Origin of the sequence: Mycobacterium sp. MOTT36Y (assembly GCF_000262165.1) — a bacterium.
GTDB lineage: Bacteria > Actinomycetota > Actinomycetes > Mycobacteriales > Mycobacteriaceae > Mycobacterium > Mycobacterium intracellulare.
This window is the reverse complement of record NC_017904.1, coordinates 3,714,291-3,737,155: the sequence shown is the minus strand read 5'-3', so window position 1 is coordinate 3,737,155 and position 22,865 is coordinate 3,714,291. Positions and strand designations below refer to the sequence as shown.

Here is a 22,865-nt window from a genome sequence, read left to right as displayed (position 1 = left end):
GGTGAAGACCCAGAGAACCCAGAAGACGCAGAAAGCCCAGAGGCCCCGGCAGTTGGAGAAACTCCCGGAGGTTCAGGGTTCGGTCGCGGGCGAATCGGCCGGTCGGCGCCGCGCGGTGATGCGGTTGCTGCGGGCTTCCCCCGAGCCGATGAGCATCGCCGGGATCGCCGACGAGCTGGGCGTGCACCCCAACACCGTCCGCTTCCACCTCGACAGCCTGGTCACCGACGGGCAGGTGGAACACGTCGAGCTGGACCGCAAAGGCCCGGGCCGCCCACCGCTGATGTTCCGGGCGGTCCGGCAGATGGATCGCGGCGGGACGCGGCATTACCGGCTGCTCGCCGAGATCTTGACCATGGCCTTCGCCACCGAGCGCGACCCGGGACCCAAGGCGCTGGCCGCGGGACGGGCGTGGGGGCGGAAGGTGGACGCCGAGCTGCATCCGCGGCCCGACGCCCCCGCCAACGCCGAGGAGGTCATCGCCCGTTTGATCGAGGTGCTCGACGAACTCGGCTTCGCGCCCGAGCGCCGGGTGGTCGACGGGGAGCAACAAGTCGGACTGCGGCACTGCCCGTTCCTGGAGCTGGCCGAAAACCGGTCGAGCGTCGTGTGTCCGGTGCACCTCGGCCTCATGCAGGGAGCGGTGGAAACCTGGGGCGCGCCGGTCTCGGTGGACCGGCTCGACTCGTTCGTGGAGCCGGACCTGTGTCTGGCGCACCTGACGCTGCAGGGGGCGGCCAAATGACCACCGGAACCGCGATCGCCGTCGCGCTCACCTTCGTCTGGCTCGGCATGGTGCTGGCCATCTCGTTTTTGGAAGCCCCGCTGAAGTTCCGGGCGCCCAACGTGACGTTGCAGATCGGGCTCGGCATCGGCCGGCTGGTCTTCCGCGCCCTCAACACCGTCGAGGTGGCCTTCGCGCTCGTCATCGGGGCGATCGTGATCGCGGGCCCCACCCCGGCGGGCGTCATCGCGGCGGTCGGCGTCGCCGTCGCCGCGTTGGCCGTGCAGCTGGTCGCCGTGCGGCCCGCGTTGACCCGCCGTTCCGACCGGGTGCTGTCCGGATCGGACGGGCCGCGCTCCCGGGCCCACTACGGCTACGTCGCCCTCGAGGCGGTCAAGGTGGCCGGCCTGATCGCGGCGGGGATACTCCTACTGAGCGGTTAACTGCCAACCTCCAAGGCCGTCGGTGAAAGGCCTTGCAACTACGAAGGACTCACAATGGATTCCGTTTCGTTGACCGACCTCGCATCCGAAAAGCTCGCCGAGGCCAAACAGTCCCACAGCGGACGGGCCGCGCACACGATCCACGGCGGACACAGCCACGAGCTTCGGCAGACCGTGCTGGCCCTGCTGGCCGACCACGACCTCTCCGAACACGACAGCCCCGGCGAGGCCACCCTGCAGGTGCTGCGCGGCCACGTGCGCCTGACCACCGGCGGCGACGCCTGGGAGGGCAAGGCCGGCGAATACCTTGCGATCCCGCCCGAACGCCATGCCCTGCACGCGATCGAGGATTCGGTGGTCCTGCTGACCGTGCTGAAGACCATCCCCTCGGCGCACTAGCCGCCGATGCTCTCGACGCCCTGGGCAACGAGTTTCGGTCTGCGGGTGCCCATCGTCAACGCGCCGATGGGCGGGGTCGCCGGCGGCCGCCTGGCCGCCGCGGTCACGGCGGCCGGTGGTCTGGGCATGGTCGGCATGGGCAGCGTCGCGACCCGCGAGCTGCTGGCCGAGCAGCTGCGGGCCGTCGACGGCCGGTTCGGCATCGGCCTGGTCGATTGGGTGATGCGCAACGAGGCCGGGCTGCTCGAGGATGCGCTGGCCGCACGGCCCGCCCTGTTGTCGGTCAGTTTCGGAACCGACTGGTCCTGGGTCGCCAAGGCGCATGACGCCGGAATCCCCACCGTCACACAGGTTTACGACAGCGACGGGGCGCGCAGGGCCGTCGACGCCGGCGTCGACATCCTGGTCGCCCGCGGGTCGGAGGGCGGCGGGCACGGCGAGGTCAAGCTGGGGCTGCTGCCGCTGCTGGACGCCGTCCTGGACGCCGTCACGGTTCCGGTGCTGGCCGCGGGCGGCGTCGCCTCGGCGCGCAGCCTGGCCGCCGTGCTGGCCGCCGGCGCCAGCGGCGCGTGGGTGGGGACCCGCCTGTCGGCCTGTCCGGAGGCGCTGACCGGCGACGCCGGCCGCCGGGCCCTGGTGGCCGCCACCGAAACCGACACCGCGGTCACCCGGGTCTTCGACGTCGCCAAGGGGCTGCCCTGGCCGGCGCGATTCCCGTCGCGGGTGCTGGCCAACGAGTTCGTCGAGCACTGGACCGGTCACGAAGAGGCGCTGGACCCGGCCGCCTGCGAGGAGCTGGCCACAGCGATCGCCGCCGGGGACTGCCGGATCGCCCCCGTGGACGCCGGTCAGGGCGTTGGGATGATCCGCGACGACGCGTCGGTGCGCGAGGTCATCGACGAGATGTGCACGGGCGCGGCACGGTTGCTGTCCGGCTGGGGGACACCAGGCCGGGCATAGCTCTCGCTCGCGGCCTACGCGCGGCCGGGCGCCAGCACGACGCAGCACCGGTCGGGCCCCGGGCAGAGCCGGGCGTTCGGGCCGTGTGGCGCCAGTGCATCGGCCACGCCGCTGATCAGCGCGTGGTTCATGGTGCAGGCCAGCTCCGTCTGCTCCTGCGCCAGGGCGTGGAACGGGCAGTTGGCGAGCTCGACCCCGCCGTCGCCGTATCGGGGCTCGTAGCCGTGCCGGCTCAGCAGCTCCACCGCGCGCCGAAGCGCGCCCCCGGCGTCGGCGGGCGCTCGCGCGCCGGCCCGCGCCCCGATCGCGCGACCGTAGTCGCGGGCCACCCGGTTCAGGACGCTGGTGACCGGTTCGCCGGTGCCCGCCGACCGGGCGATCGCCGTCGCCATCAAGCGGCCCGCCAGCTCGTACTCCCGCTGCGGAAGGCTGACAGCGATGTCGCGGCCCGCCCGGCGATACAGCTTGGCGGTACGCCCGGCGCCGGGGCCCGAGCGCCCGGTCACGCGCGCGAAACCGGTTTCCAGCAGGCCCTCGGCGGTGAGCCGGTCCAGGTGGAACTTGGCCTGGTGGTGGGGGATCCCGACGGCGTCGGCCGCCTGGTCGCGGCTCACGGGCGCGGGCTGGTCGCACACGAACTGATACAGGCGGTGGCGCACCGGATCGGCGAGCGCCCCGATGCCGGCGGCGTCGCGCTGCAGGTGCTTCCCGTCGTCCATTTTCGCGCCGTTTCTAACAGACAAAATGCTTGACGCTACAGTCTACACGTTCTACCGTTCGAACTATTATCCGTTAGAAATGGAGGCACCCGATGAGCACCAATCAAGTCAGCGCGACGCCCACCCTCGCCGAGCAGCTACGGGACCCGGCCTATTCGGCCTACCTCGCGCTTCGCACCGTGTTCACGATCGCGCCGATCGTGTTCGGGTTGGACAAGTTCTTCAACCTGCTGACCCACCCGCATCACTGGAGCATGTATCTGGCCGGCTGGATCGACGACCTGGTACCCGGAACGGCCGATCAGTGCATGTACCTCGTCGGGATCATCGAGATCGTGGCCGGGGTGGTGGTGGCGGTGGCCCCACGGCTGGGCGCCTGGGTCGTCGCGGCCTGGCTCGCCGGGATCATCATCGACCTGGTCACCGGGCCCGGGTTCTACGACGTCGCGCTGCGCGACTTCGGGTTGTTCGTGGGCGCCATCGCGCTGGCCCGGCTGGCGCAGGGCGTGCACAGCGGCAGCATCGCGGCCCGGTAGCCGCGGGTCAGACGGCCCTCAGGTAGCGCTTGGCGATGAGCCGCTGCGCTACCCGCACCACCGGGCCGCCGGCCTTGCTCCACCAGGTCGCCGGACGGGAGAACGCCGACACCTCCGCGTGGACCGCGGAGGTGATCGGGTCGTAGCGCACCACGAAACGCTCCTCGCCGGATTCCGGGTGGCCCGGCAGGGTGCCGTAGCCGAAGCCGCGAATGTCGGGTTCGTCGACGACGTACACGACGCGGCAGGGCGCCGGCAGAAAACCCATCCGCACCACCACCACCGCGTCGACGACGGCGATCTCCGAGCTGGCCTGCACGCGCAGCCCCGAGCCGCGCTGCATGCCCCAGCGCAGCACGGCGTCGGCGGCCTGCTCGAAACGCTGCCGGCCCGTGCCGATTTGGCGCTCGGCGTGTTGATGGTCGTATCCAGCCGGCAGGTCACCGGCGGCCGTCGCACCCACTTCCCGATAGGTCAGCGGAAGTTCCTCGAGCGCTCGTAGGTCCACGCGTTCAGCTTGCCACGCCACGATGCGCGGCGGTGTTTTGCGAGTACGGTCTGAAGATGTGACCGCACAAAACTCGAAAACCGTTGCCGGGGCGTCGGGAACGTTCACCTTCGGTGGAGATCTGACCATCAACCGACTCGGCTTCGGGGCGATGCGCCTGACCGCGAAGGGCGTGTGGGGCCCACCCGACGACCGCGACGAATGCGTCCGGGTGCTGCGGCGCGCCGTCGAGCTCGGGGTGAACTTCATCGACACCGCCGACTCCTACGGCCCGTACTTCTCCGAGGAGATCATCCACGAGGCGCTGCATCCCTACGACGGCCTGGTGATCGCGACCAAGGCGGGACTGCTGCGCACCGGGCCGGACATCTGGATCCCGTTGGGCAACCCCAGTTATCTGCGCCAGGAATGCGAGCTGAGCCTGCGCCGGCTGGGCGTGGACACCATCGACCTGTTCCAGCTGCACCGCATCGACAAGAACTTCCCGCTCGAGGACCAGGTCGGCGAGCTGCTGACCCTGAAGAACGAGGGGAAGATCCGCCACATCGGCCTGTCCGAGATCAACGTCGACCAGCTCGGCGCGGCGCAAAAGATCACCGAGATCGTGTCGGTGCAGAACATGTACAACCTGTCGGCCCGCGACGCCGAGCCGCTGCTGGACGCGGTGACCGAACAGGGCATCGGTTTCATCCCCTGGTTCCCGCTGGCCGCCGGACCGCTGGCCGCCCCCGACGGGCCGCTGCAGCGCATCGCCGCCGAGCACGACGCGACGCCGTCACAGCTGGCGCTGGCGTGGTTGCTGAAGCGGTCACCGGTGATGCTGCCGATTCCGGGGACGTCGAAGGTGGCGCACCTGGAGGAGAACGTCGCCGCGGCCGAGATCACGCTGTCGGACGACGAGTTCGAGACCCTGTCGGCCGCCGGGGCCCAGCAGACCGGGTAGCCACCACGCGAATGCGCGCGCCCGTCGGGCAATACGGTGTGGTGGTGGCCGAACATCAGCGACACCCCGGCGGGGGATTCAACCCGCCCGAACCCACCACCAAGGGCGGGCCCGACTACGGCAGGTTCATCGACGCCGTGCGTGCGTTGCAGGATCACGCGCGCGCCGCCGACGCCCCCGACGAGGTGATCACCGAGGCGGCCGACCTGCTGGAGAAGGTGTCGGCGTTGCTGGCGCCGTACGACGCCGACGAGTGGGCCTCCCCGTCGGGCCGCCGGATGGACCTGCCGATGCGCGGCAACATCCTGACGATCCCCATGGCGGCCCGCAAAGGCGCAGACGGCCGCGTCCATGGCGAGGCCCGATTCGCCCGGTTCCACCTCGGGCGCAACGGCGCCGTGCACGGCGGGTCGCTGGGGATGCTCTTCGACACCGTGCTGGGTCTGACGGCGGTGCTGCTCACCGGCAGCCGCCGCCAGCGCACCGCCTACCTCAAGATCGACTACCGCAACATCGTCCCGATCGACAAGGAACTGCAGTTCGACGCCGGCGTCGACCGGGTGGACGGGCGCAAGATCTTCGTCTCGGGCCGGTTGACCGACGGCGAGCGCCTGCTCACCGAAGCCGACGCGCTGTTCGTGCGGCTCAAACCCGGCCAGCCCTGAGAGTCGTTCGCCCGCAATGGGTTTACATAAAGCGTCGCCGCAACAAGGAGGGCCGAAACGATGAACAGTGGCTCGGCGGTGCTCGCTGGCCTGACTGACGTCCGTGGCTGGCAGGAGGACCTGTATCGCGACCTGCACCGGCATCCGGAACTGTCGCACCGAGAACACCAGACCGCGGCGGCCGCCGCGCAACGGCTGCGCGAGTTCGGCTACGACGTCCACGAGGGCGTCGGCGGCACCGGCGTCGTCGGGATCCTGCGCAACGGCGACGGTCCCGCCGTGCTGCTGCGCGCCGACATGGACGCGCTGCCGGTGGCCGAAGACACCGGGCTCCCGTACGCCAGCGCCGTGACCGACGCCGACGCGGCCGGCCACGAACGGCCGGTGATGCACGCCTGCGGGCACGACGTCCATGTGACCTGTCTGCTCGGCGCGGCCGCGCTGCTCGCCGGCGCGCGAGCGCAGTGGCGCGGCACCGTGGTCGCGCTGTTCCAGCCCGCCGAGGAGGTCGGCGACGGCGCGCGGCGCATGGTCGACGACGGGCTGGCGACGTTGGTCGGACGCATTGACGTCGCCCTGGCCCAGCACGTCCTGCCGATCCCGGCGGGCCAGGTGGCGACGCGGTCCGGGCCCGTCCTGACGACCGCCGACAGCATGCGGATCACCGTCTACGGGCGCGGTGGGCACGGCTCGATGCCGCAATCGTCCGTCGACCCCGTCGTGCTGGCCGCCATGATTGTGATCCGGTTGCAGACCGTTGTTTCGCGCGAGATCGCACCCGCCGAGGCCGCGGTGTTGACGATCGGCAGGATCGAGGCCGGCACCAAGAGCAATGTGATCGGCGACCGCGCCGTGCTGGAACTGAACCTGCGCACCTACAACGAACCGACCCGCGCCAGAATGCTCGCTGCGATCCGGCGCATCGTCACCGCCGAGTGCCAGGCGTCCGGATCCCCGAAGGAGCCCGAATTCGAACTGGTGGACCATTTTCCGGCCACCGACAACGATCCCACGGTCACCGCGCGGGTGCGTGCCGCGTTCGACGATTTCTTCGGCGACCGGGCCTGCGAGCTCGCGCCGCAGACCGCGAGCGAGGACTTCAGCGACATTCCCCGCGCGCTCGACGCCCCCTACAGCTATTGGGGCATCGGCGGAATCGACCCCGACGCCTATCGCGACGCCGACTCGGCGGGCCGCGTCGCCGAGGACATACCCGTCAACCATTCCCCGCGGTTCGCCCCCGTCATCCAGCCCACGCTCGACACCGGCACCCAGGCGTTGACGGTCGCGGCGCTGGCCTGGCTGGGGCGATCCTAGGCCGCACCAAACAGGTTCAAAATCAAGTTCTTTGGGTTCGCCGGCGGGCCCGGCGCGTCCGCATCGGCAGCGTGCTCTCTTCGTGGTCGAGTTCGCGTTCAATCGCGCGCAGGCTCTGGTCGGGCAGCATGCCCGCGTCCCGCCAGCGCACCAGCTCGTCGCGCTGGGCGTCGATGGCGATGCGGCGGATGGCGACCGCGGCCTCGTAGCGGGGAGCGGCGGGCGCCTCGGCGGCGTCCGACAACAGGTCGAGCCGGTGCTGATACCGCTCGAGCCGTGCCGACAACTGTTGGCGCACACCGTCGATCACCCGAGGGTCCACGTCCACGTCGTCCTGTTGGTCCAGCGAGTCGAGCCTGTCCAGCGCGGCCTGCACGGCGGCGGCGCGAGCCCGGTTGCGCAGCCGCAGTTCGTCGGTGGCATCCGCGCGCAGGCCCAGGGCGCGCACCAGCGGGCCGAACGTGATGCCCTGTCCGATCAGCGTCACCAGCACGACGACCAGGGTGCAGAACAGCAGCAGGTCCCGGTCGGGAAACGGCGCGCGGCTGTCGGTCACGAACGGCACCGCGAAAATCGCGGCGAGGCTGACCACCCCGCGGGTGCCGGCCCAGCTCAGCACCAAGACTTCACGGCCGCTGAGGCGCTCGGAGGTTCGGTTGCGCCGGCGCCCGGTGTCGGACTCGCCGGGTCCGTCGGGTCCGTCGGGTTCGTCGGCGTCGTTTGCGTCGTTTGCGTCGTCGGCGTCGGCGGCGTCGGCGGAACCCGAGACGTTGCCGAGCCGGGTGCGCAGCGGCCGGGGAAGCGACTGGGTGAGCAGCAACCACAGCGGCCGCACCACGAGAACCACGGCGACGGTGACGGAGACCGCCACGATGATCGTCGACAGGTCGTAGCCGCCCAAGTCGTCGAGGATGGCCGGCAGCTGATGGCCGATCAGCAAGAACACCAGGCCCTCGAGTAGAAAGTTGACCAGCCGCCAGACGGCCCGCGTCTGCAATCGGCTCGCCCCCGATTCGAGCCGGGGCGAGTCGTGGCCGACGATCAACCCGCACACCACGACCGCCAGGACACCGGAGGCGGACAGCTCCTCGGCCACCAGGTAGGTCACGAACGGGGTGGCGAGCGAGATCGCGTTGGCCGTCAGCACGTCGTGCCTCCACCGGCGCAGCAGCCGCCGGAAGTAGGCGAACACCATTCCCACCGCCAGGCCGCCCAGGGCCGCCAGCGCGAACTCCCGGATCGCCGACGGCACGGAGAACGCGGCGCCGCGCGCCACCGTGATGGCCACCGACAGCGTGGTCAGGGCGGTCGCGTCGTTGAGCAGCCCCTCGCCCTCGATCAGGGTGACGATGTTGAGCGGGAGGCCTTCCTTGCGGGCCACGGCCAGCGCGGCCACCGGGTCGGTCGGCGCGACCGCGGCGCCCAGCACCATGCCCACCGCGAGCGTCGCACCGCTGACGAGCAGCCCGAACGCGATGCCGACCGACGCCGCGGTCAACAGGACGAGGACCACCGACAGGCTGATGACCGTGCGCAGATTGCGGCGGATACCGACCAGCGACGACTCCAGCGCCGCGTTGAAGAGCAGCGGCGGCAGGATGCAGGTCATCACGACGTCGGGCTCGAGGCTGATATTCGGCCCCGGCACCAGCGCATAGCCGATGCCGACGAGAACCAGCAGCGGCGCGCTGGGCAGCCCGGTGCGCTCGCTGATCCAGTTGACCAGCACGATGACCGCGACGGCGCCGAGCAGCAGCGTCAAACCGGTCTGCGCCCCCATCGGGTCCATCTTGCCGGACTTGTGGGCGGCTGCTCGACGGCCCTGCTCGGCGCCGAACCGCCCCGATAGCATGGTCGTCGACCCATCGAGCCTTGGAGACCGCCACAATGACCGTCCCCGCACACGCCGCCTCGGGAGCCGACGGCGGTGACCCGCAAGCCCCGATCCGGGTGCCTGCCGGGACCACCGCGGCCGCCGCGGTGCGGGATGCGGGGCTGCCGGGCCGCGGGGCGCCCGACGGCGTCGTGGTGGTGCGCGACGCGGAGGGGAAGCTGCGCGACCTCAGCTGGGCGCCCGCCGCCGACGCCGAGGTGATCCCGGTGGCGGCCAACACCGACGACGGCCGCAGCGTGATCCGGCACTCGGCCGCGCACGTGTTGGCCCAGGCCGTCCAGGAGCTGTTCCCGCAAGCCAAGCTGGGCATTGGCCCGCCGATCGCCGACGGCTTCTACTACGACTTCGACGTACCGGAGCCGTTCACGCCCGAGGATCTGGCGGCGCTGGAGAAGCGGATGCGCCAGATCGTCAAAGAGGGCCAGCTGTTCGAGCGCCGGGTCTACGAGTCCAAGGACCAGGCGCGCGCCGAGCTGGCGGGGGAGCCCTACAAGCTCGAACTCGTCGACGACAAGTCCGGTGATCCTTCGGTGATGGAGGTCGGGGGCGATGAGCTCACGGCCTACGACAACCTCAATCCCCGTACCCGCGAACGGGTTTGGGGCGACCTGTGCCGGGGACCGCACATCCCGACCACCAGGCACATCCCCGCGTTCAAGCTGACCCGCAGCTCGGCGGCCTACTGGCGCGGCGACCAGAACAACGCCAGCCTGCAACGGATCTACGGCACGGCCTGGGAGTCGCAGGAAGCGCTGGAGCGCCACCTGACGCTGATCGAGGAGGCCCAGCGCCGCGATCACCGCAAGCTGGGCACCGAGCTCGACCTGTTCAGCTTTCCCGACGAAATCGGTTCCGGCTTGGCCGTTTTCCATCCCAAGGGCGGCATCGTGCGCCGGGAGCTGGAAGAGTACTCGCGGCGCAAGCACATCGCCGCCGGCTACGAGTTCGTCAACACCCCGCACATCACCAAGGCGGACCTGTTCCACACGTCTGGCCATCTGGACTGGTACGCCGAAGGCATGTACCCGCCGATGCATCTCGACGCCGAATACGACGACGACGGGACCGTGCGCAAGCCGGGGCAGGACTATTACCTCAAGCCGATGAACTGCCCGATGCACACGTTGATCTTCCGGTCGCGCGGGCGCTCGTATCGCGAACTTCCCTTGCGGCTCTTCGAATTCGGCACCGTTTACCGCTACGAGAAGTCCGGCGTGGTGCACGGGTTGACCCGGGCGCGCGGTTTCACCATGGACGACGCGCACATCTTCTGTGCCCGCGAGCAGCTGCACGCCGAGCTGGCGTCGCTCCTGCGGTTCATCCTCGAGCTGCTCGGCGATTACGGGCTGGAGGACTTTTATCTGGAGCTGTCCACCAAGGACCCGGAGAAGTTCGTGGGCTCCGATGCCATGTGGGAGGAATCCACCAAAGCCCTGGCCGATGTGGCCGCCGAATCCGGCCTGCAGCTGGTGCCCGACCCGGGCGGCGCGGCGTTCTACGGACCCAAGATCTCCGTGCAGGCCCGCGACGCCCTGGGGCGCAGTTGGCAGATGTCGACCATCCAGGTGGACTTCAACTTCCCGGAGCGGTTCGAGCTGGAGTACACCGCCGCCGACGGCAGCCGGCAGCGGCCGGTGATGATCCACCGCGCGCTGTTCGGGTCCATCGAGCGGTTCTTCGGCATCCTGACCGAGCACTACGCCGGCGCCTTCCCGGCGTGGCTGGCGCCGGTGCAGGTGGTCGGCATCCCGGTGGCCGACGACCACGTCGACTATCTGAACGACGTTGCGGCGCAACTGCGTTCGCACGGGGTTCGGGTCGACGTCGACGCCAGCGACGACCGGATGGCCAAGAAGATCGTCAACCACACCAACCAGCGGGTGCCGTTCATGTTGCTCGCCGGCGACCGTGACGTTGCGGCGGGCGCGGTCAGTTTCCGCTTCGGTGACCGCACCCAGATCAACGGCGTGCCCCGCGACGGCGCGGTCGACGCCATCGTGAAGTGGATCGCCGATCGCGAGAATGCCGCTCCCACCGCCGAACTCGTGAAGGTGGCGGCCGGTGAGTGAGCGCGAACGCGCCGAGCCGCGCACCGACGACACCATCCTCGACCGGGGCGTCGGCGAGGAAGATCATCTGCAGCGGTTGTGGACGCCGTACCGGATGACCTATCTGGCCGAGGCGCCGATGAAGCGCGACAACGGCAAAACCGAGCAGCCGTTCACCGACATCCCGCAGCTGACCGACGAAGACGGCCTAGTCGTCGCGCGCGGTGAACTCGTCTACGCCGTGCTCAACCTCTACCCGTACAACCCCGGGCACCTGATGGTGGTGCCCTACCGGCGCGTCTCGGAGCTGGAGGACCTCACCGATCCGGAGAGCGCGGAGCTGATGTCCTTCATCCAGAAGGCGATTCGCGTCATCAAGAACGTGTCGCGGCCGCATGGTTTCAACGTCGGCCTCAACCTGGGGACCTCGGCCGGCGGGTCGCTGGCCGAGCACCTGCACGTGCACGTCGTCCCGCGCTGGGGCGGCGACGCCAACTTCATCACCATCATCGGCGGGTCGAAGGTGATCCCGCAGTTGCTGCGCGAAACCCGCCAGTTGCTGGCGACGGAGTGGACGAAGCAGCGATGAGCGCAACGCGATCATGAGTAAGGTGCCGTTCCTGTCCCGGGCGGCGTTCGCGCGGCTGACCACTCCGACCGCGAAAGCGTGCCTGCGGTTGGGTTTGACCCCCGACGTCGTCACGATCCTGGGCACCGTCGTGGCCGTGGCGGGGGCGCTGATCTTCTTCCCGATTGGCAAGCTGTTCATCGGCACGCTGGTGGTCTGGTTCTTCGTCCTCTTCGACATGCTCGACGGGGCGATGGCGCGGGAACAAGGCGGCGGCACCCGGTTCGGCGCGGTGCTGGACGCCACCTGTGACCGCGTCAGCGACGGTGCGGTGTTCTGCGGGCTGCTGTGGTGGATCGCCTTCGGACTGCACGACAAGCTGCTGGCGGCGGCCACCCTGATCTGCCTGGTCACCTCGCAGGTGATCTCCTACATCAAGGCCCGGGCCGAGGCCAGCGGCCTGCGCGGCGACGGCGGCATCATCGAACGGCCCGAGCGGCTGATCATCGTGCTGGTCGGCGCCGGCATCTCGGACTTTCCGTTCGTCGCGTGGCCGCCCGCGTTGCCGGTGGCGATGTGGCTGTTGGCGGCGGCCAGCCTGGTCACCTGCGCGCAGCGGTTGCGCACGGTGCGCACCTCGCCGGGTGCGACCGACCGCGGATCGGTCGCGCCGTGATTCCCACTCCGCCGGGCATGAACGCGATCACGGCACCGAGCCGCCTGGCGAGCCGCGTCGCGGGCCGGTTGAGCGGCGTCGGGGCCGACTGGGCGTACGCGTCAGGCTGGTTGGCCGTGCGGGCGATGCCGGAGTTCGCCGCGCGCAACGCATTTGGCGCCGCGGCGCGCTACGCGGCCCGCGGCGGCGGCCCAGATCAGTTGCGCAAGAACCTGGCCCGCGTCTTGCGGGTGCCGCCCTCAGACGTTCCGGATTCACTGATGCGGGCGTCCGTGGCCTCCTACGCCCGTTATTGGCGCGAGGCGTTCCGCCTGCCGGGCATGGACCTCGCCGCGGTCGGCCGCCAGCTGCACGACTCTGTTCAGGGCCGCGACCATATCGAAGCGGCACTGTCCGGCGGCCGCGGCGCAGTGATCGCGTTGCCGCACAGCGGCAATTGGGACATGGCAGGGGTGTGGCTGGCGCAGACACACGGCACCTTCACCACCGTCGCGGAGCGACTCAAACCCGAGTCGCTCTACCGGCGGTTCATCGCCTACCGCGAAGGCCTCGGCTTCGAGGTGCTGCCCTTGTCCGGGGGCGAGCGGCCACCCTTCGACGTGTTGTGCGACCGGCTGCGGGACAACCGGGTGGTGTGCCTGATGGCCGAGCGCGACCTCACCCGCACCGGCGTGCAGGTCGACTTCTTCGGCGAACCCACCCGGATGCCGGCCGGGCCGGCGAAGCTCGCGATCGCGACGGGGGCGGCCCTGCTAGCGGCCCACTGCTGGTTCGAGGGCCAGGGCTGGGGCGTCGCCATCCACCCGGCGCTGGACTGCACCGGCGGCGACGTCGGCGCGATCACCCAGCTGTTGGCCGATCACTTCGAGAAGAACATTGCCGCCCGCCCCGAGGATTGGCACATGATGCAGCCGCAGTGGCTGGCCGACCTCTCCGAGAACAAGCAGGCCCGGCTAAGGGACGCCTGATGCGCATCGGGATGATCTGTCCCTACTCGTTCGACGTTCCGGGCGGGGTGCAGTCGCACGTCCTGCAGCTTGCCGAGGTGGTGCGGGCCCGCGGGCATGACGTCAGCGTGCTCGCGCCGGCCTCGCCGCACGCCGTGTTGCCCGACTACGTCGTCTCGGCGGGCAAGGCCGTCCCGATTCCCTACAACGGGTCGGTGGCCCGGCTGCGGTTCGGCCCGGCCACCCACCGCAGGGTCAAAAAGTGGCTCGCCGAAGGCGATTTCGACGTGCTGCACCTGCACGAGCCCAACGCGCCGAGCCTGTCCATGCTGGCGCTCAACATCGCCGAGGGTCCGATCGTGGCGACGTTTCACACGTCGACCACCAAATCGCTGACGCTGACGGTCTTTCAGGGCATCCTGCGCCCGATGCACGAAAAGATCGTCGGCCGGATCGCGGTCTCCGACCTGGCGCGGCGCTGGCAGATGGAGGCGCTGGGAACCGACGCGGTGGAGATCCCCAACGGCGTCGACGTCGGCTCGTTCGCCACCGCGCCGCTGCTGGACGGTTACCCGCGGCCCGGCAAGACGGTGCTGTTCCTCGGGCGCTACGACGAGCCGCGCAAGGGCGTGGGGGTGTTGCTCGACGCGCTGCCGCGGCTGGTTGAGCGGTTCGCGGACGTGCAGCTGCTCATCGTCGGACGCGGTGACGAAGACGAATTACGCGCGCAGGCAGGCGAATTCGTGAACAACATTCGCTTCCTCGGCCAGGTCGACGATGCCGGCAAGGCGTCGGCCATGCGCAGCGCCGACGTCTACTGCGCACCCAACCTCGGCGGGGAAAGCTTCGGCATCGTCTTGGTCGAGGCCATGGCCGCCGGGACTCCGGTGGTGGCCAGCGACCTCGACGCCTTCCGGCGCGTGCTGGCCGGCGGGGACGTGGGCCGCCTGGTGCCCGTCGGCGACGGCGCCGCGCTCGCCGATGCGCTGGTCGCGGTGCTGGAGGATGATGGGCTGGCCGAACGCTACGTGGCGGCCGGTTCGGCCGCCGTCCAGCGCTACGACTGGTCGGTGGTGGCCAGCCAGATCCTGAGGGTTTACGAGACGGTCGCCGCGACAGGCGCCAAGGTTGAGGTGGCCGGTTGATGACATGGCTGATCGTCGCCATCGCGGTGTTGGTCGCGGTGCTGGGCGTCTTCGGCGCCTGGGCGTACCGGACGGCCAACCGGCTGGACCGGTTGCACGTCCGCTACGACCTGTCGTGGCAGGCGCTCGACGGCGCGCTGGCGCGCCGCGCGGTGGTGGCGCGCGCCGTGGCAATCGACGCCTACGGCGGCGCATCCGAGGGCCGGCGGTTGGCGGCGCTGGCCGACGCCGCCGAGGGCGCGCCCCGGCCCGCGCGGGAGACGTGCGAAAACGAGCTGTCGGCCGCGCTGGCCGCCGTCAACCCGGCGTCCCTGCCGGCCGGGTTGATCGCCGAGCTGGCCGACGCCGAGGCCCGGGTGCTGCTGGCCCGCCGCTTCCACAACGACGCGGTGCGCGACACGCTGGCGCTGGCCGAGCGGCCCCTGGTGCGGCTGTTCCACCTGGGCGGGACCGCCGGGCTGCCCAGCTATTTCGAGATCGTGGAGCGGCCGCACGCGTTGGCCCACGGCGATCACGGCGTGCTCAACCACCGCACCTCGGCCCGCGTCGTGCTGCTCGACGAGAGCGGGGCGGTGCTGCTGCTGCGCGGGTCGGATCCGGCGCTGGGCGAGCCCGCCCCGAAGTGGTGGTTCACCGTGGGAGGCGAAGTGCAGCAGGGGGAGCGGCTGGCCGAGGCGGCCGCGCGAGAGCTCGCCGAAGAAACCGGCCTGCGGGTCGCGCCCGCCGACATGGTCGGGCCCGTGTGGCGGCGCGACCAGGTCTTCGAGTTCAACGGCTCGCTGATCGACAGCGAGGAGTTCTACTTCGTCTACCGCACCCGCCGGTTCGAGCCGTCGCGCACGGGCCGCACCGAACTGGAACGCAGCTACACCCACGGCCACCGCTGGTGTGATGCTGCCGACATCGCCCAGCTCGTCGCTGCGGGGGAGACGGTGTACCCCATGCAACTATCCGGACTGCTCACCGACGCGGCCGCGCTCGCCGGCGGCCGCGCCCCCGGCCCGCTGCTGTCGATCCGCTGACTCCGTCGGTCAACGCGGGCCAAAGCGCCTCATTAGACTGGGTCGACAACGGTTGAAGGAGATCAAGCAGTGACTAGCGCCCACCCACCGGACGGCAACGGGCGAACCGGAACCGCACGCGTCAAGCGCGGCATGGCCGAGATGCTCAAGGGCGGCGTCATCATGGACGTCGTCACCCCCGAGCAGGCCAAGATCGCCGAGGGCGCCGGCGCCGTCGCCGTGATGGCGCTGGAGCGAGTGCCCGCCGACATCCGCGCCCAGGGCGGGGTGTCGCGGATGAGCGACCCGGACATGATCGAGGGCATCATCTCGGCGGTGACCATCCCGGTCATGGCCAAGGCGCGCATCGGGCACTTCGTCGAGGCGCAGATCCTGCAGAGCCTCGGGGTGGATTACGTAGACGAGTCGGAGGTGCTCACCCCCGCCGACTACACCCACCACATCGACAAGTGGAAGTTCACCGTGCCGTTCGTGTGCGGCGCCACCAACCTCGGCGAGGCTTTGCGACGGATCAACGAGGGCGCGGCCATGATCCGCTCCAAGGGCGAGGCCGGCACCGGGGACGTCTCCAACGCGACCACGCACATGCGGGCGATCGGCGGCGAGATCCGCCGCCTGACGTCGCTGTCCGAAGACGAATTGTACGTTGCCGCAAAGGAATTGCAGGCGCCCTACGAACTCGTCGTCGAGGTGGCCCGGGCGGGCAAGCTGCCGGTCACCATGTTCACGGCCGGCGGCATCGCCACCCCCGCCGACGCGGCGATGATGATGCAGCTCGGCGCCGAGGGCGTCTTCGTGGGCTCGGGCATCTTCAAGTCCGGCGACCCCGCCCAGCGCGCGGCGGCCATCGTCAAGGCCACCACCTTCTACGACGATCCCGACGTGCTGGCCAAGGTCTCGCGTGGGCTGGGGGAGGCGATGGTCGGCATCAACGTCGAGCAGATCGCGCAGCCCCATCGGCTGGCCGAACGCGGCTGGTAAGCCGAGGGCTATTGGTGGCGATCGAAGAGATCCTTGATCTCGAGCAGCTCGAGGTCAACATCTACCGGGGCAGCATCTTCAGCCCGGAATCGGGATTCCTGCAGCGCACCTTCGGCGGTCATGTCGCCGGGCAGTCGCTGGTGTCGGCGGTGCGCACCGTCGACCCGCGCTACCAGGTCCACTCGTTGCACGGCTACTTTTTGCGGCCCGGGGACGCCAAGGAGCGCACGGTGTTCATCGTGGAGCGCACCCGCGACGGCGGCTCGTTCGCGACCCGGCGCGTCAACGCCATTCAGCACGGCGAGATCATCTTCAGCATGGGCGCGTCCTTCCAGACCGACCAGGAAGGCATCCACCACCAGGACCCCATGCCGCCCGCGCCGCCGCCGGACGGCCTGCCGGGGCTGGACTCGGTCAAGGTGTTCGACGACGCCGGGTTCAAGCAGTTCGCGGAGTGGGACGTGTGCATCGTGCCGCGCGAGCGCCTGCAGCTCACGCCGGGAAAGGCCGCCCAGCAGCAGGTCTGGTTCCGCCACCGTGACCCGCTGCCCGACGACCCGGTGCTGCACATCTGTGCGCTGGCCTACATGAGCGACCTGACGCTGCTGGGGTCGGCGCAGGTCACCCACCTCGATGTGCGCGAGCACCTGCAGGTGGCGTCGCTGGACCACGCGATGTGGTTCATGCGGGCGTTCCGGGCCGACGAGTGGCTGCTGTACGACCAGTCCTCCCCGTCGGCCAACGGCGGCCGCGCGCTGTGCCAGGGCAAGATCTTCACCCAATCCGGCGAGATGGTCGCGGCGGTCATGCAGGAGGGGCTGACCCGCTTCAAGCGGGGATATCACCAGTGAGCGCCCCCCGGATCGGGGTCCTCGCGCTGCAGGGCGATACCCGCGAGCACCTGGCGGCCCTGCGCGAAGCCGGGGCCGAGTCGATGCCTGTGCGCCGGCGCGGTGAGCTGGAGGCGGTCGACGGGCTGGTCATCCCCGGTGGGGAATCGACGACCATGAGCCACCTGCTGGGAGACCTCGGCCTGCTTGAGCCGTTGCGCGGGCTGCTGGCCGACGGGCTGCCCGCCTACGGCGCGTGCGCCGGGATGATCCTGCTGGCCAGCGAGATCCTCGACGCCGGGGCGGGCGGGAGGGAGGCGCTGCCCCTGCGCGCGATCGATATGACCGTGCGGCGCAACGCCTTTGGACGACAGGTTGACTCGTTCGAAGGGGACATCGACTTCGCGGGCCTCGACGATCCGGTGCGGGCGGTGTTCATCCGCGCGCCGTGGGTCGAGCGGGTCGGTGACGGCGTGGAGGTGCTGGCCAGCGCCGCCGGTCACGTCGTCGCGGTGCGCCAGGGCCGCAAGCTGGCGACGGCGTTTCACCCCGAGGTGACCGGCGATCGGCGGATCCACCACATGTTCGTCGACATGGTGACCGGCTGACGGCCGAGGCTGTCAGGGCGTTCGGTGTGCAGTCCGGGTTTTCAGTGTGCGTCCAGGGCGGCGCTCCCCGGGCGGGTCGCCGCCGCCAGCGCACACTCAACGCCGTCACCGCACAGCCAAAGCCCTCAGGCGCATGCTCTCGCCGGAAGTCGCGACTGCGGGAACCCTGCGACCGGAGTGAAGCGCCCGGTAGTCGGCCGCAGACGTCCACGTAGACTCGACTGGCGAACTTTCCAGACATAGAAGAGGTAAGAGACACCGATGAGCGGCCATTCCAAGTGGGCCACCACCAAGCACCAAAAGGCCGTCAAAGACGCGCGCCGCGGCAAGGAATTCGCCCGGCTGATCAAGAACATCGAGGTCGCCGCCCGCACCGGCGGCGGTGACCCCGCCGGCAACCCGACGCTGTATGACGCCATCCAGAAGGCGAAGAAGACCTCGGTGCCCAACGACAACATCGAGCGGGCCCGCAAGCGCGGCGCGGGCGAGGAAGCCGGTGGCGCCGACTACCAGACGATCATGTACGAGGGCTACGGGCCCAACGGCGTCGCGGTCCTGATCGAATGCCTGACCGACAACCGCAACCGGGCGGCGGGCGAGGTCCGGGTGGCCGTCACCCGCAACGGCGGCAACATGGCCGACCCCGGGTCGGTGTCCTACCTGTTCACCCGCAAGGGCGTCGTCACGCTGGAGAAGAACGGCCTGACCGAGGACGACGTGCTGACGGCGGTGCTCGACGCCGGCGCCGAGGATGTCAACGACCTCGGCGAGAGCTTCGAGATCATCTCCGAGCCGACCGACCTGGTCGCGGTGCGCACCGCGCTGCAGGACGCCGGCATCGACTACGAGTCCGCCGACGCGAGCTTCCAGCCGTCGGTCAGCGTGCCGGTCGACGTCGAGGGCGCGCGCAAGGTGTTCAAGCTGGTCGACGCGCTGGAGGACAGCGACGACGTGCAGAACGTGTGGACCAACGTGGACCTGTCCGACGAGGTGCTCGCCGCCCTCGAGCAGGAGTAATTCGCCTGCTTCGCCTCGCCGAGCGTGCACTCAGGGCGAGATTTCGGCCGATTTTTCGCCCTCACTGCACGCTCGGCGCAAGGGATTACGCAAGGGATCTAGTCGTACCCGTGCCGCATGTCCTCGACGATGCGCGGATTGTCCAGGGTCGACGGCTCCACGGGCCGCGGCGCGACGTCGCCGGAGAACACGCACGCGGCCTGAAGCACCTGCTGGTTGAGGAAACGCAGCGGGGGAGCGTCGGGCGGCACCGTCGGCGTGGGTGCGGTATCGGCGCGCTGCGCCAGGGCGAATCCCCAATCGCCGAACGTCGGCACGTGCACGTGATACGGCGTGACCGCATAGCCCGCCGCCCGGATCGTCGACACCGTGCGCCAGTAGGCCGTCGGCGTGGAAAAGGGGCTGCCCGCTTGCACCGCCATCAGCCCGCCGGGCGCCAGCGCCCGCGCGGCCAGCGCGTAGAACTCGGCCGAATACAGCCGGCCCAGCACGGGTGTGTCGGGATCGGGAAGGTCGACGATGATCGCGTCGAACCGGTCGAGGTCGGGTCCGCGCAACCAGTTCATCGCGTCCTGCGTCACCACGGCCACCCGCGGGTTGTCCAACGAACCGCCGTTGGCGCCACGCAGCGTGGTGCGTGCGATGTCGATCACCGCAGGGTCGAGCTCGACCTGCACGATCTTGGAAACGCCTGGCAGGCGCAGCAACTCGCGGGCCACCAGGCCGTCGCCCCCGCCGAGCACCAGCACCGAACGCGCGCCCTTGCCGACGGCGGGGTACACCAGGCTCTCGGTGTAGCGGTATTCGTCCCGGGTGGAGAATTGCAGCCCGCCGTCGAGGTACAGCCGGGTGTCGTTGCCGCGGCGGGTCACCACGATCTCCTGGTAGGGCGTGTGCCGGTAGGCGACGATCGGGTCGGCGTAAAGCCGTTGCCGGCTTGTGGTTTCGACGTCGGCCGAACGCAGCAGCAGGGTGGCCAGCAGCCCCAGCGCGGCGGCCAGCGCGCACAGCGCCAGCAGGAGCTGGCGCGTCGAAACCACGTGGCGCAGCAGGAAAAGCGCGACGACGGCCGCCGCCGCCAGGTTGATCATGCCGGTGGCCGCCGCGCCGCGGATCATCCCCAGCTGCGGCAGCAGCAGGAACGGCCAGACCAGCCCGCCCAGCAGCGCGCCGAGGTAGTCGGCCGCGTTGAGGTTGGCGAGCGTGCGCCCGGCGTCGGCGGCACCGGTCACCCGCCCGCTCTGCAGCAGCGTCATCAACAGCGGCACCTCGGCACCGACCAGGCCGCCGATCAGGGCCGTGCTCACCGCCAGCACCCACGTCGACCCGACGGAGCCGTCCAGGAACGCGAACACCATGTACAGCGCCGCCGCGGACAGCCCGCCGATGACGCCGAGCAGCGCCTCCACGGCGATGAAGGTAATTGCCGCGTGCGCCAGCAGGGGTTTGACCAGCAGCGCGCCCACGCCCAGCGCGGCGATGTAGCCCGCCACGATCAGCGAGGTGGCGACGATGCCGCCGCCGTCGAGGCTGGCCGACAGCGTCAGCAGAGCGAGTTCGTAGATGATGCCGCAGGCCGCGCACGCCGCCACGGCGGCCAACAGCAGCGCCCGCCACCGCCCCGATACCGGCGCGGACGGCGCCGCCGGGGCCGTGGCCACGTCGACGGAGCTCATGACACCGCCGCGGCGGTCACCCCTCCCACGGCGAGCAGTATCAGCGCCACCGCGAACGAGCCGGGATGCAGCACCTGCTCGTCGATGTGCTCGTGGAAACTCCCCGGGATCAGCAGATGCATTGTGAGCAGCGCTATCCCGAGCAAAATCACCCCCATCAATCCGTACACCGCCACGCCGAGGAGCCCCTGGCCCAACTGGCTGTAGCTGTTGGCGATCGCGGTGATGATGACGACGGTCAGCGCGATGTACATCGCGCCCGCGACGATCACGGCGTTGGGGCGGCGGTCGATGAACACCAGGTGGCGCAGCTTTCCCGGGGTCAGCACGTCGACCACGTAGAACCCGACGAGCAGGACGGCCATGCCGACGACGAAGTACAGGATCGTCGCGACCGCGCCCTTCAGGACGGGATTGATGTCGACGGTTCCGATCTCGACGGCGAGGTACATGGTTGTCTCCTTTGCGGTGGTGCCATCACTTGGTTCCGCCCGGGCCGCCGGGGCTGCCTCCGGAACCGCCCGACGGGGAGCCGGGGGTGAATCCGGGACCGAGGAAGATGAACGCGCCGTGGCTGTAGCCGGCGCTCAGCGACTCGACGCGGATGCTGCACGGGTAGGTCCCGTCGGGCCCGACGATCACGATGTTGTTGGCGTACCGCAGGTATTCGGTGTTGCCGTTGTCGGCGCGCGCCTCGGGGTGCGCGTACGCGGCGAGCGTGTCGGCCGCCTGCCGTGGCGACCCGCTGCACTGGTAGCGCCTGCCGTTCACGTCGTGGGCGTACTCGTGATAGTGGCCCGCCACGTACGACGCGATGTTCTTCTGCAACAGGATGATTCCGGTGATCAGGCACACCACCGCGCCGGCCGCCAGCAGGCCGGAGATCACGAACAGGCGGGTCCGGCTCACGGTTGCCACCGGCTCGCCGTGTGAACCACGGTCCCGCCGGAGCCCGCGGGACGCCCCGGGTACAGATGCCATGTCCGCCAACGCCATCCGGCGCCGTCGGGCTCGGCGGCCAGCACGGTCAGCGCGGCGTCGTCGCCCGGGAACGTGCCGCCGAGCCAGCCCGCCTGGCGGGCGCAGCGGCCGCGCAGGTCGTGGGCGAGGCGGCGGAAGTCCGCCTCGTCGCGGGCGTCGGTGCGCGATTGCAGGCGGTAGCCGGGCGCGTCGGTGCGCTCGGGCAGGTCGGCCCCGAGATTGCGTGCCGTGCAAGAGATTTCCTCGGAGAACCGGCCCGCGGCGTGCTCGACCGCGACGACGTGCGACGCGCCGAGCACCCCGAGCAGCAGCGCCCCGGCGCCGCAGGGATGGTCCAGCCGGCAGGTGGCCAGCGGCGCGGGGACCGGCGCGTTGAGCGCGAGCCCCAGCCGCTGCCCGGATACGTCCGCCGGGGTCACGGCGAGCTGATGAAGGGGCACCGGCCTGACCTCGCGCGCTAGGCGGGGCTGGGCGGGGGCGCCGCGTACACGGTGAGTTCGCCGGGCGACACGGCCTTGCCCGTCGACACCTCCCAGGGCATGTCCGGGGCCCAGCGCTCGAAGGAGAGCAGGACCGTCTCGTCCTCGTTGGTGCAGTCGACGAATTCCATCTCGCCGCCGGCCGGCAGCCCGGTGGTGCCTTCGGTCGTGTACGAGGCGCGGCCGCGTTCGGTCTCGTGAAACATCGCGCCGTCGACGACGTACGGGTCGCCGGGCCGCAGCGGGACGTCCTTGCGGGTGATCCACATCGCCAGTTCCAGCCGTCCGTCGTCCTCCTCGACGCTGAACCAGATCGGCTGGTCGCCGCCCTCGAGCAGGTGTTCCCACCAGACGAACGGTCCCTCGCGGAAGGTGACCGACCCGCGCACGATGTAGTCGGTGCCGCCGTAGCTGACGATGGCGCCGGGGCCCAGTTGGCGCGGCCCGAACTGCGGCATCGCGTCCGACGCGAGCGGATCCGGCCGCCCGGCGCGCTCGGCCGGCCGCTTGGGGCGGCGCAAAGCGATGACGAGCACCACGATGGACGCGATGAACAGCACGATGGCGAGCACGACCAGCAGAGATCCCACGCGCACCCTCCGTTGCCACGATGCTTGAGCGAACGTGGGCTAAAGCTAACAGCTTTTTCGCGGCACCGGCGCGGTAACCTCGCGGCCCGGGAATCGGCCCAGAATCGGTGACGCCGCCGCGTGTCGCAGCCGCGGCGCGTCGGTGCCGGCCGCTAGGGTATCGAACAGCTGTTCTACTAGGTGGGAGCG

26 protein-coding genes are annotated in these 22,865 nt (G+C 70.2%); 18 read left to right on the top strand and 8 right to left on the bottom strand.

From position 1 onward, the window contains the following. The first annotated feature begins 1 nt into the window (after position 1). The 4 genes from W7S_RS16640 to W7S_RS16625 are packed head-to-tail and all read left to right on the top strand — an operon-like array spanning position 2 to position 2,526. Positions 2 to 745 (top strand): metalloregulator ArsR/SmtB family transcription factor, encoded by a 744-nt coding sequence (locus tag W7S_RS16640; RefSeq protein ID WP_041297926.1) that lies wholly within the window; start codon positions 2 to 4, stop codon positions 743 to 745. Next, positions 742 to 1,167 carry a hypothetical protein gene (locus W7S_RS16635; protein WP_009952615.1) on the top strand — a complete coding sequence of 142 codons (426 nt, stop codon included), beginning with the start codon at positions 742 to 744 and terminating at the stop codon, positions 1,165 to 1,167. Before W7S_RS16640 ends, W7S_RS16635 begins: the two co-directional genes overlap by 4 nt. 54 nt (positions 1,168 to 1,221) lie before the next feature. Continuing rightward, positions 1,222 to 1,566, top strand: coding sequence for a cupin domain-containing protein (locus tag W7S_RS16630; protein ID WP_008258344.1), 345 nt, complete (start codon positions 1,222 to 1,224; stop codon positions 1,564 to 1,566). Positions 1,567 to 1,572: 6 nt separating this feature from the next. Beyond that, the gene (locus W7S_RS16625) at positions 1,573 to 2,526 is read left to right on the top strand and encodes a nitronate monooxygenase family protein (protein ID WP_041297924.1); all 954 of its coding nucleotides are present in this window, start codon (positions 1,573 to 1,575) and stop codon (positions 2,524 to 2,526) included. Positions 2,527 to 2,540: 14 nt separating this feature from the next. On the opposite strand, the gene W7S_RS16620 is transcribed toward W7S_RS16625, so the two are convergent. Next, a complete protein-coding gene (locus tag W7S_RS16620) occupies positions 2,541 to 3,245 on the bottom strand; it encodes a metalloregulator ArsR/SmtB family transcription factor (RefSeq protein ID WP_014712028.1) in 705 nt (234 codons plus the stop codon). Positions 3,246 to 3,337: 92 nt separating this feature from the next. Here W7S_RS16620 and W7S_RS16615 point away from each other — a divergent pair, with 92 nt between their 5' ends. Then, positions 3,338 to 3,781, top strand: a complete 444-nt coding sequence (locus W7S_RS16615; protein WP_014712027.1) for a DoxX family membrane protein — start codon at positions 3,338 to 3,340, stop codon at positions 3,779 to 3,781. 7 nt (positions 3,782 to 3,788) lie between these two features. Here W7S_RS16615 and W7S_RS16610 read toward each other — a convergent pair whose 3' ends face one another. Beyond that, a complete protein-coding gene (locus W7S_RS16610; RefSeq protein WP_009953636.1) occupies positions 3,789 to 4,289 on the bottom strand; it encodes a DUF1990 family protein in 501 nt (166 codons plus the stop codon). A 22-nt stretch (positions 4,290 to 4,311) separates the two neighbouring features. On the opposite strand from W7S_RS16610, the gene W7S_RS16605 reads away from it, so the two are divergent. From W7S_RS16605 to W7S_RS16595, 3 genes are read left to right on the top strand one after another with little or no spacing between them, the layout of a single operon-like run. Then, complete coding sequence (locus W7S_RS16605; RefSeq protein WP_050989388.1) at positions 4,312 to 5,232, top strand: aldo/keto reductase; 921 nt, start codon at positions 4,312 to 4,314, stop codon at positions 5,230 to 5,232. 11 nt (positions 5,233 to 5,243) lie between these two features. Then, positions 5,244 to 5,897: a PaaI family thioesterase gene (locus tag W7S_RS16600; protein ID WP_008258338.1), complete on the top strand. Its 654-nt coding sequence runs from the start codon at positions 5,244 to 5,246 to the stop codon at positions 5,895 to 5,897. Between the two features lie 60 nt (positions 5,898 to 5,957). Then, positions 5,958 to 7,214, top strand: a complete 1,257-nt coding sequence (locus W7S_RS16595; protein ID WP_014712025.1) for an amidohydrolase — start codon at positions 5,958 to 5,960, stop codon at positions 7,212 to 7,214. 22 nt (positions 7,215 to 7,236) lie between these two features. On the opposite strand, the gene W7S_RS16590 is transcribed toward W7S_RS16595, so the two are convergent. Next, the gene (locus W7S_RS16590) at positions 7,237 to 9,003 is read right to left on the bottom strand and encodes a sodium:proton antiporter (protein ID WP_193375029.1); all 1,767 of its coding nucleotides are present in this window, start codon (positions 9,001 to 9,003) and stop codon (positions 7,237 to 7,239) included. A 98-nt stretch (positions 9,004 to 9,101) separates the two neighbouring features. Here W7S_RS16590 and thrS point away from each other — a divergent pair, with 98 nt between their 5' ends. The 10 genes from thrS (at position 9,102) to W7S_RS16540 (ending at position 18,950) form a co-directional block, all read left to right on the top strand. After that, positions 9,102 to 11,177, top strand: coding sequence for a threonine--tRNA ligase (gene thrS / locus W7S_RS16585; protein WP_008258335.1), 2,076 nt, complete (start codon positions 9,102 to 9,104; stop codon positions 11,175 to 11,177). Then, a complete protein-coding gene (locus tag W7S_RS16580; protein ID WP_008258334.1) occupies positions 11,170 to 11,745 on the top strand; it encodes an HIT domain-containing protein in 576 nt (191 codons plus the stop codon). Before thrS ends, W7S_RS16580 begins: the two co-directional genes overlap by 8 nt. A gap of 13 nt (positions 11,746 to 11,758) precedes the next feature. Continuing rightward, entirely contained in the window at positions 11,759 to 12,400 is a 642-nt protein-coding gene (gene pgsA / locus W7S_RS16575) for a phosphatidylinositol phosphate synthase (RefSeq protein ID WP_008258333.1), read from the top strand. A 17-nt stretch (positions 12,401 to 12,417) separates the two neighbouring features. Continuing rightward, positions 12,418 to 13,368 (top strand): phosphatidylinositol mannoside acyltransferase, encoded by a 951-nt coding sequence (locus W7S_RS16570; protein ID WP_008258332.1) that lies wholly within the window; start codon positions 12,418 to 12,420, stop codon positions 13,366 to 13,368. Further along, the gene (locus tag W7S_RS16565) at positions 13,368 to 14,492 is read left to right on the top strand and encodes a glycosyltransferase family 4 protein (RefSeq protein ID WP_008258331.1); all 1,125 of its coding nucleotides are present in this window, start codon (positions 13,368 to 13,370) and stop codon (positions 14,490 to 14,492) included. Before W7S_RS16570 ends, W7S_RS16565 begins: the two co-directional genes overlap by 1 nt. Then, on the top strand, positions 14,492 to 15,514 hold the full coding sequence (locus W7S_RS16560) for an NUDIX hydrolase (protein WP_014712022.1): 1,023 nt from the start codon (positions 14,492 to 14,494) through the stop codon (positions 15,512 to 15,514). The genes W7S_RS16565 and W7S_RS16560 overlap by 1 nt, the downstream gene beginning before the upstream one ends. A 69-nt stretch (positions 15,515 to 15,583) precedes the next feature. Continuing rightward, positions 15,584 to 16,495, top strand: a complete 912-nt coding sequence (pdxS, locus tag W7S_RS16555) for a pyridoxal 5'-phosphate synthase lyase subunit PdxS (RefSeq protein ID WP_009955054.1) — start codon at positions 15,584 to 15,586, stop codon at positions 16,493 to 16,495. A 14-nt stretch (positions 16,496 to 16,509) separates the two neighbouring features. Then, a complete protein-coding gene (tesB, locus tag W7S_RS16550) occupies positions 16,510 to 17,346 on the top strand; it encodes an acyl-CoA thioesterase II (protein WP_014380522.1) in 837 nt (278 codons plus the stop codon). After that, positions 17,343 to 17,933, top strand: a complete 591-nt coding sequence (gene pdxT / locus W7S_RS16545) for a pyridoxal 5'-phosphate synthase glutaminase subunit PdxT (RefSeq protein WP_009955058.1) — start codon at positions 17,343 to 17,345, stop codon at positions 17,931 to 17,933. The genes tesB and pdxT overlap by 4 nt, the downstream gene beginning before the upstream one ends. Before the next feature lie 261 nt (positions 17,934 to 18,194). Next, a complete protein-coding gene (locus W7S_RS16540) occupies positions 18,195 to 18,950 on the top strand; it encodes a YebC/PmpR family DNA-binding transcriptional regulator (RefSeq protein ID WP_014712021.1) in 756 nt (251 codons plus the stop codon). A 98-nt stretch (positions 18,951 to 19,048) separates the two neighbouring features. Here W7S_RS16540 and W7S_RS16535 read toward each other — a convergent pair whose 3' ends face one another. Genes W7S_RS16535 through W7S_RS16515 form a run of 5 tightly spaced genes read right to left on the bottom strand, consistent with a single transcriptional unit; the run spans position 19,049 to position 22,676 of the window. Then, positions 19,049 to 20,626, bottom strand: coding sequence for a polyamine aminopropyltransferase (locus tag W7S_RS16535; protein WP_014712020.1), 1,578 nt, complete (start codon positions 20,624 to 20,626; stop codon positions 19,049 to 19,051). After that, positions 20,623 to 21,078, bottom strand: a complete 456-nt coding sequence (locus tag W7S_RS16530; RefSeq protein WP_009955061.1) for a DUF350 domain-containing protein — start codon at positions 21,076 to 21,078, stop codon at positions 20,623 to 20,625. The genes W7S_RS16535 and W7S_RS16530 overlap by 4 nt, the downstream gene beginning before the upstream one ends. A gap of 25 nt (positions 21,079 to 21,103) precedes the next feature. Next, the gene (locus W7S_RS16525) at positions 21,104 to 21,535 is read right to left on the bottom strand and encodes a DUF4247 domain-containing protein (protein WP_009955062.1); all 432 of its coding nucleotides are present in this window, start codon (positions 21,533 to 21,535) and stop codon (positions 21,104 to 21,106) included. Continuing rightward, a complete protein-coding gene (locus W7S_RS16520; protein ID WP_014712019.1) occupies positions 21,532 to 22,047 on the bottom strand; it encodes a DUF2617 family protein in 516 nt (171 codons plus the stop codon). The genes W7S_RS16525 and W7S_RS16520 overlap by 4 nt, the downstream gene beginning before the upstream one ends. A gap of 17 nt (positions 22,048 to 22,064) precedes the next feature. Further along, on the bottom strand, positions 22,065 to 22,676 hold the full coding sequence (locus tag W7S_RS16515; protein ID WP_009956149.1) for a DUF4178 domain-containing protein: 612 nt from the start codon (positions 22,674 to 22,676) through the stop codon (positions 22,065 to 22,067). Positions 22,677 to 22,865 lie beyond the last annotated feature (189 nt).

Coding starts and splice junctions, on each gene's coding strand:
- W7S_RS16595 (WP_014712025.1), top strand. CDS start 5,958: ATGAACAGTGGCTCGGCGGTGCTCGCTGGCCTGACTGACGTCCGTGGC.
- W7S_RS16620 (WP_014712028.1), bottom strand. CDS start 3,245: ATGGACGACGGGAAGCACCTGCAGCGCGACGCCGCCGGCATCGGGGCG.
- W7S_RS16600 (WP_008258338.1), top strand. CDS start 5,244: ATGCGCGCGCCCGTCGGGCAATACGGTGTGGTGGTGGCCGAACATCAG.
- thrS (WP_008258335.1), top strand. CDS start 9,102: ATGACCGTCCCCGCACACGCCGCCTCGGGAGCCGACGGCGGTGACCCG.
- W7S_RS16615 (WP_014712027.1), top strand. CDS start 3,338: ATGAGCACCAATCAAGTCAGCGCGACGCCCACCCTCGCCGAGCAGCTA.
- W7S_RS16540 (WP_014712021.1), top strand. CDS start 18,195: ATGAGCGGCCATTCCAAGTGGGCCACCACCAAGCACCAAAAGGCCGTC.
- W7S_RS16590 (WP_193375029.1), bottom strand. CDS start 9,003: ATGGACCCGATGGGGGCGCAGACCGGTTTGACGCTGCTGCTCGGCGCC.
- W7S_RS16570 (WP_008258332.1), top strand. CDS start 12,418: ATGAACGCGATCACGGCACCGAGCCGCCTGGCGAGCCGCGTCGCGGGC.
- W7S_RS16530 (WP_009955061.1), bottom strand. CDS start 21,078: ATGTACCTCGCCGTCGAGATCGGAACCGTCGACATCAATCCCGTCCTG.
- W7S_RS16560 (WP_014712022.1), top strand. CDS start 14,492: ATGACATGGCTGATCGTCGCCATCGCGGTGTTGGTCGCGGTGCTGGGC.
- W7S_RS16605 (WP_050989388.1), top strand. CDS start 4,312: ATGCGCGGCGGTGTTTTGCGAGTACGGTCTGAAGATGTGACCGCACAA.
- pgsA (WP_008258333.1), top strand. CDS start 11,759: ATGAGTAAGGTGCCGTTCCTGTCCCGGGCGGCGTTCGCGCGGCTGACC.
- W7S_RS16635 (WP_009952615.1), top strand. CDS start 742: ATGACCACCGGAACCGCGATCGCCGTCGCGCTCACCTTCGTCTGGCTC.
- W7S_RS16625 (WP_041297924.1), top strand. CDS start 1,573: ATGCTCTCGACGCCCTGGGCAACGAGTTTCGGTCTGCGGGTGCCCATC.
- W7S_RS16630 (WP_008258344.1), top strand. CDS start 1,222: ATGGATTCCGTTTCGTTGACCGACCTCGCATCCGAAAAGCTCGCCGAG.
- W7S_RS16565 (WP_008258331.1), top strand. CDS start 13,368: ATGCGCATCGGGATGATCTGTCCCTACTCGTTCGACGTTCCGGGCGGG.
- W7S_RS16535 (WP_014712020.1), bottom strand. CDS start 20,626: ATGAGCTCCGTCGACGTGGCCACGGCCCCGGCGGCGCCGTCCGCGCCG.